Consider the following 10,391-nt stretch of genomic DNA (forward strand, 5'->3'; position numbering starts at 1 on the left):
GCTGCGGTCCGCCGGACCGCAGCGTCACCACGTGCTGTCCCCCACCGGGGACTTCCCAGCGTCGGGCAGCTCCCTCAGTCGGCGAGCAGCCGCTCCTCGAGCATGCGCTTCACCGTCGCGGCGTCGGCCTTGCCGCGGGTGGCCTTCATGACCGCGCCCACCAGCGCGCCGAGCGCCTGCACCTTGCCGCCCTGCACCTTGGCGACGACGTCCGGCGCCCCGGCGATCGCGGCGTCGACCGCGGCCACCAGCTCGTCGGACTCCCCCATCACCGCCAGGCCGCGGGCCTCGACGACCTGCTCCGGGTCGCCCTCCCCGGCCAGCACGCCGTCCAGCGCCTGGCGGGCCAGCTGGTCGTTCACGGTGCCGGCGGCGACCAGCGCGGTGAGCTCGGCGACCTGCCGCGGGGTGACCGCGAGCTCGGCCAGCTCGACGCCGGCGTCGTTGGCGCGGCGGGCCAGCTCACCCAGCCACCACTTGCGGGCGTCGGCCGGCGTGGCACCGGCGGCGACGGTGGCGTCGACCAGGTCGACCGCGCCGGCGTTGGCGATCCAGGCCATCTCGGTCGCCGACAGGCCCCACTCCTCCTGCAGCCGCTTGCGGCGCGCGGCGGGGAGCTCCGGCAGCTCGGCGGCGAGCTTCTCCACCCACTCGGCGTCCGGCGCTACCGGCACGAGGTCGGGCTCGGGGAAGTACCGGTAGTCGGTGGCCTCCTCCTTGCTCCGCCCCGGCGAGGTGCTGCTGGTGTCCTCGTGGAAGTGCCGGGTCTCCTGCAGCACCCGCCGGCCGTCGTCGAGGACGGCGGCCTGGCGGCGCATCTCGTAGCGGACCGCGCGCTCCACCGACCGCAGCGAGTTGACGTTCTTGGTCTCGGTGCGGGTCCCCCACTCGAGGCTGCCGATCGGCGCCAGCGAGGTGTTCACGTCGCAGCGCAGGCTGCCCTGCTCCATGCGGACGTCGGAGGCGCCGAGCGTCTGGATGATGTCGCGCAGCTCGGTGACGTAGGCCCGGGCCACCTCGGGGGCCTTGGCGCCCGCGCCCGGGATGGGCCGGGTGACGATCTCGACCAGCGGGATGCCGGCCCGGTTGAAGTCGACCAGCGAGTAGTCCGCCCCGTGGATGCGCCCGGTGGCGCCGCCCACGTGCAGGTTCTTGCCGGTGTCCTCCTCGAGGTGCACCCGCTCGATCTCCACGCGGTGGATCTCGCCGTCCACCTCGACGTCGAGGTGCCCGGCGGTGCACAGCGGCTCGTCGTACTGGCTGGTCTGGAAGCCCTTCGGGATGTCCGGGTAGAAGTAGTTCTTCCGGGCGAAGCGGCACCAGCCGGCGATCCGGCAACCCAGGGCCAGCCCGATGCGGATGGTCGCCTCGATGGCCGCCGCGTTGGCCACCGGCAGCGAGCCGGGCAGGCCGAGGCAGACGGGGCACGTCTGGGTGTTGGGCTCGGCGCCGAAGGTGGTCGCGCAGCCGCAGAACATCTTCGACGCGGTGCCCAGCTCGACGTGGGTCTCCAGGCCGATGACCGGCTCGTAGCGGGTGAGGACCTCGTCGTAGTCGACCAGGCGCTCACCGGTCTGGGTGGTCACTTCCGGTTGCCCTCCTTCGGGCCGGTGCTGCGGCCGGTCAGCCACGCGCCGAGGGCGGTCAGCAGGCCCAGGACGATGAAGACGGCGAAGAACACCTCGCCGGTCGCGATCCAGCCGACCAGGCCCACGACGACGACGAACGCGGTGAGGGCCCAGGCGGCCTTGAGCGGTCCGTTCACGCGCGCGCCCCCGTCGTCCGCCGGCCCAGCTCGTCGAGCAGCCGGTGCCCGCGGGCGGAGTCCAGGGCGGCCTCGACCGCGGCGGCGACCCGGTAGCACCGGTCGTCGGCCAGCGCGGGTGCCATCACCTGGAAGCCCACCGGCAGCCCGTCGGACAACCCGCACGGCACCGAGATCGCCGGCAGCCCGGCGAGGCTGGCCGGCAGGGTGCACAGGTCGGCGGCGTACATCGCCAGCGGGTCGTCGACCCGGGCGCCGATCGGCCACGCGACCGTCGGGCTGGTGGGGCTGACCAGGACGTCGACGTCGTCGAAGGCCGCGGTGAAGTCGCGCGTGATCAGCGTCCGGACCTTCTGCGCCTGCCCGTAGTAGGCGTCGTAGTAGCCGGCCGAGAGCGCGTAGGTGCCCAGGATGATCCGGCGCTTGACCTCCGGGCCGAAGCCCTCGTCGCGGGTCAGCGACATGACCTCCTCGAGGGAGCGGCGGCCGTCGTCGGCGGCCCGCAGCCCGAAGCGCATGCCGTCGAAGCGGGCCAGGTTGGACGACGCCTCGCTCGGCGCGATCAGGTAGTACGCCGGCAGCGCCAGGTCGAACGACGGGCAGGAGACCTCACGGACCTCGGCGCCCATGCCCGCCAGCAGGTCGACGGCCTCCCGGACCCGCTCGAGCACGCCGGCCTCGTAGCCGTCGGCGTGCCCGTCGCCGCCGAGCTCCCGGACGACGCCGACGCGGAGGCCGGCCAGTGCGCCCTGCGCGCCCTCCTGCGCGGCCTTCACCAGCACCGGCACGGGGGCGTCGATGCTCGTGGAGTCACACCGGTCGTGCCCGCCGATCGCCTCGTGCAGGACGGCGGCGTCGAGGACGGTGCGCGCCATCGGCCCGGCCTGGTCGAGGCTGGACGAGAAGGCGATCAGCCCGTAGCGCGAGACGGAGCCGTAGGTGGGCTTGTGCCCGACCAGCCCGGTGACCGCGGCCGGCTGGCGGATCGAGCCGCCGGTGTCGGTGCCGAGCGCCCACGGAGCCAGGCCGCCGGCCACCGCCGCCGACGACCCGCCGGAGGAGCCGCCGGGGATGCGGTCGGTGTCCCACGGGTTGCGGGTGGGCCGGTAGGCGGAGTTCTCGGTGGACGAGCCCATCGCGAACTCGTCCATGTTGGTCTTGCCCAGCAGCACGGTGCCGGCGTCCTTGAGCCGCCTCGCCACGGTGGCGTCGTACGGCGGGCGCCAGCCCTCGAGGATCTTCGAGCCGCTGGTCGTGGGCACACCCTCGGTCACGAAGACGTCCTTGAGCGCCACGGGCAGGCCGGCCAGCGGGCCGAGCCCCTGCCCCGCGGCGCGCGCGGCGTCGATCTCGCCGGCGCGGGCCAGCGCGGCCTCGGCATCGACGTGCAGGTAGGCGCCGAGGACGTCGTCCTCGGCGGCGATCCGGTCGAGGTAGGCGCGGGTCAGCTCGGCGGAGCTGACCTCACCGGCGGCCAGCCGGCGGCCCAGCTCGACGGCGTCCAGGCTCGTCACCTCCACGGTCACTCGCCCTCCTCGCTGGCGCTCGTCGGCCTCGTGCCCGCCGGTGCCTTGTCGCTCCGGTGAGCTCGCGAGCTCGCTCACTCCTCCTCCCCGAGGATCTGCGGCACGCGGAAGCGGTCGTCCTCCGCGGCCGGGGCCTCGGCGAGGACGACGTCCCGCGGCAGGCTCGGCGTCACGACGTCGGGCCGCGTGACGTTGGTCAGCGGCACCGCGTGGGTCATCGGCGGGACGTCCTCGACGTCGGCCTTGCCGACCTGGGCCACCGCGTCGAGCACCGCGCTCAGCTGACCGGCGAAGTGGTCGAGCTCCTCGTCGCTCAGCGCCAGCCGGGACAGCCGCGCCAGGTGGGCGACGTCGTCCCGCCCGAGGCCGGCGGTGTCCGGCGCCGGATCGGCGGCGTCCCGCGCGGCGGCGGTTTCCTTCGGGGAGGGGGTGCTCATGCTCTGGCGGAACTCCACTTCGGCGGCGTCTCGTCGGGCCGCTTGGGGACCGGGATCCAACCCCGCCACTGTACGTGGGGCGCCTGGCGGCCAGTCGGGTCTCCCGGTGCGGGCCGACCCGCCACCCGGCGCGGGACGGCGATCGGCCGGGGGGTCTGCTGACGTCGGACGGCGATCGGCCGGGGGTCTCTCGACCGCCGGCCGGGCGATGCGGGAAGCTGGACCGGCCCGCGATCGACGGAGATCGGCCCGTACCCCGCGTCCCGGAGGAACCGTGTCCTATCTCCTGCGGCTGGTCGTCCCCGACCGTCCCGGCATCCTCGGTGCCGTCGCCACCGCGCTCGGCACGGCCGGGATCGACATCGTGTCGGTCGACGTGCTGGAACGGGGCGGCGGCGTGGCCGTCGACGACATCGTGGTGGACCTGCCGGCCGACCGGCTCCCCGACAGCCTGATCACCGCGGCCCAGGCGGTTCAGGGCGTGCAGGTGGAGTCGCTGCGGCCGTTCGCCGGGCCGCTCGACACCCACCGCGAGCTGGAACTGCTCGAGTCGCTGGCCCGCGCCGCCACGGACGCCCCACCCACCCTCGCGGTGAAACTGCTCGCCGCCGAACTGCCCCGCGTCTTCCACAGCGGATGGGCCGCGGTGCTGCACGCCGACGCCGAGGGGACGCCGTGCGAGGTGCTCGCCGCCTCCGACGCCGCGCCCACCTTCGACGGGATGCCCCTGCCCTGGCTGCCGCTGACCGCGCCACGACTGCTGCCCAGTGAGGACGACTGGCTGCCCGAGCGCTGGCAGGAGATGGCCATCGAGATGATGGCCGTCCCCTTCAGCAGCCCGGCGACGGCGGTGGTGCTGGGGCGGTCCGGCGGACCGGCCTACCGGCGATCGGAACTGCTGCGGCTGGTGCACCTCGCCGGCATCGCGGCCAGCGTGTCGCACCTGCCACCTGCCTGAAGAAGGACCCTCCTGCCCCCCGCCACTCGCAGGCTCGCGGCGGGCCCCTGCAGGAGGGCCATCGGTGAGGACACCGCCGCTCGGCCGGCGGTCACGGTACGGCGGGCTCGCTGCCGTCGCCGATCACGGCGACCCCGCGGGCGGCGTCCGGCCCCTGCTCGAGCAGCACACGCAAGCCGTCGTCGTCCAGGATCGGCGCCTTGACCTGCACCGCCTTGTCGTACTTGCTCCCCGGGTCGGCACCGACGACGACGAAGCCGGTCTTCTTGCTGACCGATCCGGTGACCTTGCCACCGCGCTCCTGGATCGCCGCGATCGCCTGGTCGCGGCTGTAGTCGCGCAGCGAGCCGGTGACGACGACGGTGACCCCGGTCAGCGGGCCGGGGCCGGCGTCCTCCCCGTCGTCGGCCGTGCGGACCCCGGCCGCCCGCCACTTCTCCACGACCTCGCGGTGCCAGTCGACGGCGAACCAGTCGCGCACCGACTTCGCGATCGTCGGGCCCACCCCGTCCGCGGCCGCGAGCTCCTCCTCGGAGGCCTCGGCGATCCGGTCCAGCGAGCGGAAGTCCCGGGCCAGCGCCTGCGCCGCGGTCGGGCCGACGTGCCGGATCGACAGCGCGACCAGCACCCGCCACAGCGGGACGTCCTTGCGGGTCTGCAGGTTGGTCAGCAGCTTGCGCCCGTTGGCCGACAGCGTGCCGTCCTTCTTCGTGAAGAACGCCGTCTTCTCCAGCTTCTCCTCGTCCAGGGTGAAGACGTCGCCCTCGTCCTGCAGGAGCCGGCTCTCCAGCAGCGCGATCGCCGCCTCGTAGCCGAGCACCTCGATGTCGAAGGCACCCCGCCCGGCGACGTGGAACACGCGCTCCCGCAGCTGCGCCGGGCACGACCGGGCGTTCGGGCAGCGGATGTCGGCGTCGCCCTCCTTCTCCGGCCGCAGCTCGGTGCCGCACTCCGGGCAGTGCGTCGGCATCACGAACTCGCGCTCCTCGCCGGTGCGTGCCGCCGCCACCGGCCCCAGCACCTCGGGGATGACGTCACCGGCCTTGCGGATGACGACGGTGTCCCCGATGAGGACACCCTTGCGCGCCACCTCGCTGGCGTTGTGCAGGGTGGCCAGCTGCACGGTCGACCCGGCGACCTTCACCGGCTCCATGAACGCGAAGGGCGTCACCCGTCCGGTCCGGCCGACGTTGACCCGGATGTCGAGCAGCTTGGTGGTGGCCTCCTCCGGCGGGTACTTGAAGGCGATGGCCCAGCGGGGCGCGCGCGAGGTCGACCCGAGCCGCCGCTGCAGCGGGACCTGGTCGACCTTGACGACGACGCCGTCGATCTCGTGCTCCACCGAGTGCCGCTGCTCGCGGTAGCGCTCGATGTAGGCCCACACGCCCTCGAGGTCGTCGACCACCTCGAACCGGTCGCTCACCGGGAGGCCGAGCGCGCGCAGCTGCGCGTACGCGTCGGACTGCCGCTCAGGGGTGAAGCCGTCGCTCGCACCGAGACCGTGCACGACCAGGCGCAGCGGCCGGGAGGCGGTCACCCGCGGGTCCTTCTGCCGCAGCGAGCCCGCGGCGGCGTTGCGCGGGTTGGCGAACGGCGCCTTCCCGGACTCGACCATCCCGGCGTTGACGTCGGCGAACGCGGCGACCGGGAAGTAGATCTCCCCGCGCACCTCGAGCAGCGGCGGGACGGTGTCCCCGGTCAGCTGCAGCGGGACGTCGTCCATGGTGCGCACGTTGGCCGTGACGTCCTCCCCGGTGACGCCGTCCCCGCGGGTCGCCGCGCGCACCAGCCGCCCGCCCTCGTAGACCAGCGCGACCGCCACGCCGTCCACCTTGAGCTCGCACAGGTAGGTGGCGGCACTGCCCACCTCCCGCTCGACGCGGCCGGCCCAGGCCGACAGCTCGTCGCTGCTGAACGCGTTGTCCAGGCTCTGCATCCGCTCCAGGTGCTGGACGGGAGAGAACGTGGCACCGAACCCGCCGTTGACCTTCTGGCTCGGCGACTCGGGGGTGACCAGGGCCGGGTGCTCGGCCTCGATGCCCTTGAGCTGGGTCATCAGCTCGTCGTACTGGGCGTCGCTGACCAGCGGCGCGTCCTGCACGTAGTACGCGAACGCGTAGCGGTCGAGCTCCTCGGAGAGGTCGCGGTGGCGGGTGCGCGCCTCGTCGGGGACCTCGGTGAGGTCCTCCCGCTCGGTGGCAGCGGCCACCTCGGGCGCATCGACCGACGACTCGTCCAGCTCGGCTTCCGTGGTCACGGCGAAACGGTATCCGGCGCCTGCGACAGCCGACCGCTCGTTCCCCGGATGGCCCCGTCCGGAGGCTCACGCCGAGCCTGCGAGGCGTGAGGGGACGGGGTCCTTCGAGGGGTCCCTCTACTCGGGCAGCAGGTACCTGGCCGCCTCGCGCACGTGGGTCATGACTTCCCGCGCGTAGGAGGGCGTCGCGCCGGCCAGGCCGCACGCGGGCGTGAGGGTGACGGCGGTGTGCAGCTGCTCGGCCGGGAAGCCGAGCTCGCGCCACCAGGCCTGCACCCGGGAGGAGGTCGCCTTCGGCGCCGGCAGGGTCGTGTCGGTGCCCGGCACGACGCCGGGCAGCAGGTGGGTGCCCGCGTCGACGGCGGTGCCGATGGCGTCGAGGTCCTGGACCAGCCCGAGGTCGAACGACACCCCCGCGGCGCCGGCGGCCCGGAACAGCTCCAGCGGCGCGCGGTCGGCGCAGCAGTGCACCACCACGGGCACCGGCAGGGCAGCGACGACGGCGGCCAGCTCCTGCTCGACCACCGGCGCCGGGACGGCGGGGAGCTTGCCGAAGCCGCTGACGGTGGGCAGCGCGCCCTGCAGCACGGCGGGCACCGAGGGCTCGTCGAGCTGCACCACGAGGCGGGCCCGCGGCACCCGGGCGGCGACGGCGGCCACGTGGGCGGCCAGGCCCTCGGTGAGCGACTGCGCGAGGTCGCGGCGCGCGCCCGGGTCGACGACGGCCCGGTCGCCGCGGGTGCGCTCCAGCCCCGCGGCGAGCGTCCACGGCCCGGCGGCCTGCACCTTGAACGGGCCGCCGTAGCTCTCCGCGACGTCGTAGAGGGCGTCGAGGTCGCGCGCCAGGTACTCCTGCGCCCGGCGCAGGTCGACCCCCGGGCGCGGGACCAGCCGCCACCCCGCCGGGGTCAGCTCGACGGCGAGGTCGACCAGCAGCCCGGCGGTGCGCCCGACGAGGTCGGCCCCGGCGCCGCGGCCGGGCAGCTCCGGCAGGTGCGGGAACTCCGGCAGCTCACCGAGGACCACCCGCACCGCCTCGGCCGGGTCGGGGAGGGGCAGGGAGCCGACGCCGGTGGCCGGTCCCCAGGTGGTCGGGGTCGCGGGAGGATCGTCGGGGGTGGGTTCGCTGGGCGAGACGGGGTCGAACGGCGAGGCCACGACGGCGACGGTAGTCCGCGGCGCGCCCGGCCACGGCCCCCGGCTCAGGCGGGGACCGGACGACCGGTCGCCACGACGGTGCCCTGGCCAAGCACCAGGTCGCCCCGCGCGGCGTCGGGCAGGTACAGCACCGCGGACTGCCCCGGCGCGACGCCCCGCTGCTCGCCGTCCAGCCGCAACCGCAGGCCGCCGTCCTCCCCCGCCGTCACCTCGCACGGCACCGGCGTGCCGTGCGCCCGCAGCTGCACCTCGGCGCGGAACGGCAGCTGCGGGGCCGGGCCGGTCCACGTCGGCGCCGCCGTGTGCACCGCGGTCACCCCCGTGAGGTCGGCGGTGCCGATCGTGACCGTGCGGGTCACCGGCTCGATGCCCAGCACGTACCGCGGCCGGGAGTCGCCCACGGCCACGCCCAGCCCCCGCCGCTGGCCGACGGTGAAGCCATGCGTGCCCGCGTGCTGCCCCACGGTGGCGCCGGTGGCCGCGTCCACGACCGGTCCGGGCTGCTCCCCCAGCCGCCGGGCGAGGAATCCACGGGTGTCGCCGTCCGGGATGAAGCAGATGTCGTGCGAGTCCGCCTTCGTGGCGACGGCGAAGCCCCGCTCGGCGGCGATCTCCCGGACCCGCTGCTTGGTCATCGACCCGAGCGGGAAGACCGCACCGGCCAGTTGCTCCGCCGTGAGGACGGCGAGGACGTAGGACTGGTCCTTGCCGGCGTCCACCGACCGCCGCAGCTCCCCGCCGGCCAGCCGCGCGTGGTGGCCGGTGACGACGGCGTCGAAGCCCAGCGCCCGCGCCCGGTCGAGCACCGCGGCGAACTTGATCTTCTCGTTGCAGCGCAGGCACGGGTTGGGGGTGCGGCCGGCCGCGTACTCGGCGACGAAGTCCTCGACGACGTCCTCGGTGAACCGCTCGGCGAGGTCCCAGACGTAGAACGGGATGCCGAGCTCGTCGGCGACCCGTCGGGCGTCGTGCGCGTCCTCGACGCTGCAGCAGCCGCGGGCGCCGCTGCGCAGGGTCTGCCGGTCCGGCGAGAGCGCGAGGTGGACGCCGGTGACATCGTGGCCGGCGTCCACGGCCAGGGCCGCGGCGACCGCCGAGTCCACGCCGCCGCTCATCGCGGCGAGCAGGCGCACTAGCGGTCCCCTCGCCCCAGGCCGGCCCGCCGCGCCCGCTCCACCACCGGCCCGATCACGTCGAGCACCGCGTCGACGTCGGCTTCGGTCGACGTGTGCCCGAACGAGAACCTCAGCGAGCTGCGCGCCCGGTCGGTGTCGGCGCCCACGGCGAGCAGCACGTGGCTGGGCCGGGCGACGCCGGCGCTGCAGGCCGACCCGGTGGAGCACTCCACCCCGCGGGCGTCGAGCAGCATGAGCAGCGCGTCGCCCTCCGCGCCGGGGAAGGACAGGTGGGCGTTGCCCGGCAGCCGCCCCGGCCCGCCCGCGACCGCGTCGTCCAGCGGGGCGCCGTTGAGCTGCACGTCGGGCACCTGCGCCATCACCCCGGCCACGAGCCGGTCGCGCAGCGCGGCCAGCCGCCCGACCCGCTCCTCGCGCGTACCGACGGCGCGCGTGGTGGCCACCTGCAGCCCGACGATGGCGGCCACGTCGAGGGTCCCCGACCGCACGTCGCGCTCCTGGCCGCCGCCGTGCAGCAGCGGGGTGCACTCGGCGTCGCGGCGCAGCAGGAGCACGCCGGCGCCCATCGGGCCGCCCAGCTTGTGCCCGGTCATGGTCAGCGCGTCGACGCCGCTGGCCCCGAAGTCGACCGGCACCTGTCCGACGGCCTGCACCGCGTCGGTGTGCATCGGCACCCCGACCGCGTGCGCGACCTCGGCCAGCGCGGCCAGGTCGCTCACCGTGCCGATCTCGTTGTTCGCCCACATGACGCTGGTCAGCGCCACGTCGGTCCCGTCGCCGAGCGCCGCGGCCAGCGCCTCGGTGGTCACCCGGCCGCTGGGCTCGACCGGCAGCCAGGTGACGTCGGCGCCGTCGTGTTTGGCCAGCCACTCGACGCTGTCGAGGACGGCGTGGTGCTCGGCGGGGCTCACCACGATCCGGCGGCGACGGGAGTCGGCGTCGCGACGGGCCCAGAACAGGCCCTTGACGGCGAGGTTGTCGCTCTCGGTGCCGCCGCTGGTGAAGAGCACCTCCGACGGCCGGGCCCCCAGGGCCTCGGCCAGCCGCTCGCGGGACTGCTCGGCGGCGGGGGGGGCGGGGGGGGGGGGGGGGGGGGGGGGGGGGGGGGGGGGGGGGGGGGGGTGCGGGGGGGTGGTGGGTGGGCGCTCCTCGGC

The 10,391-nt window shown here is 75.2% G+C and carries 9 protein-coding genes; 1 reads left to right on the forward strand and 8 read right to left on the reverse strand.

The genetic code is table 11. The annotated features are described in order from the left end of the window. Positions 1 to 74 precede the first annotated feature (74 nt). The 4 genes from gatB to gatC form a co-directional block, all read right to left on the reverse strand. Positions 75 to 1,586, reverse strand: a complete 1,512-nt coding sequence (gatB, locus tag ACI782_RS25730) for an Asp-tRNA(Asn)/Glu-tRNA(Gln) amidotransferase subunit GatB (protein WP_456912957.1) — start codon at positions 1,584 to 1,586, stop codon at positions 75 to 77. Then, positions 1,583 to 1,765 carry a hypothetical protein gene (locus tag ACI782_RS25735; protein ID WP_456912958.1) on the reverse strand — a complete coding sequence of 61 codons (183 nt, stop codon included), beginning with the start codon at positions 1,763 to 1,765 and terminating at the stop codon, positions 1,583 to 1,585. The genes gatB and ACI782_RS25735 overlap by 4 nt, the downstream gene beginning before the upstream one ends. Next, positions 1,762 to 3,291: an Asp-tRNA(Asn)/Glu-tRNA(Gln) amidotransferase subunit GatA gene (gene gatA, locus ACI782_RS25740; RefSeq protein WP_456912959.1), complete on the reverse strand. Its 1,530-nt coding sequence runs from the start codon at positions 3,289 to 3,291 to the stop codon at positions 1,762 to 1,764. Before gatA ends, ACI782_RS25735 begins: the two co-directional genes overlap by 4 nt. Positions 3,292 to 3,365: 74 nt before the next feature. After that, positions 3,366 to 3,728, reverse strand: coding sequence for an Asp-tRNA(Asn)/Glu-tRNA(Gln) amidotransferase subunit GatC (gene gatC, locus ACI782_RS25745; protein WP_456912960.1), 363 nt, complete (start codon positions 3,726 to 3,728; stop codon positions 3,366 to 3,368). A 274-nt stretch (positions 3,729 to 4,002) separates the two neighbouring features. Here gatC and ACI782_RS25750 point away from each other — a divergent pair, with 274 nt between their 5' ends. Then, the gene (locus tag ACI782_RS25750; protein WP_456912961.1) at positions 4,003 to 4,686 is read left to right on the forward strand and encodes an ACT domain-containing protein; all 684 of its coding nucleotides are present in this window, start codon (positions 4,003 to 4,005) and stop codon (positions 4,684 to 4,686) included. 91 nt (positions 4,687 to 4,777) lie between these two features. Here ACI782_RS25750 and ligA read toward each other — a convergent pair whose 3' ends face one another. The 4 genes from ligA to ACI782_RS25770 form a co-directional block, all read right to left on the reverse strand. Then, on the reverse strand, positions 4,778 to 6,943 hold the full coding sequence (gene ligA, locus ACI782_RS25755) for an NAD-dependent DNA ligase LigA (RefSeq protein ID WP_456912962.1): 2,166 nt from the start codon (positions 6,941 to 6,943) through the stop codon (positions 4,778 to 4,780). 117 nt (positions 6,944 to 7,060) lie between these two features. Beyond that, positions 7,061 to 8,101 carry a methionine synthase gene (locus ACI782_RS25760; RefSeq protein ID WP_456912963.1) on the reverse strand — a complete coding sequence of 347 codons (1,041 nt, stop codon included), beginning with the start codon at positions 8,099 to 8,101 and terminating at the stop codon, positions 7,061 to 7,063. 44 nt (positions 8,102 to 8,145) lie between these two features. Next, on the reverse strand, positions 8,146 to 9,234 hold the full coding sequence (gene mnmA, locus ACI782_RS25765; RefSeq protein ID WP_456912964.1) for a tRNA 2-thiouridine(34) synthase MnmA: 1,089 nt from the start codon (positions 9,232 to 9,234) through the stop codon (positions 8,146 to 8,148). Beyond that, positions 9,234 to 10,391 (reverse strand): cysteine desulfurase family protein (locus ACI782_RS25770; protein ID WP_456912965.1); only part of this gene is annotated, 1,158 nt, incomplete at its 5' end. The genes ACI782_RS25770 and mnmA, both read right to left, overlap by 1 nt.

Source organism: Geodermatophilus sp. SYSU D00703 (genome assembly GCF_054050155.1).

Bases quoted from the DNA above. Each gene is read 5' to 3' on its own strand.
- gatC (WP_456912960.1), bottom strand. From the start codon at position 3,728: ATGAGCACCCCCTCCCCGAAGGAAACCGCCGCCGCGCGGGACGCCGCC.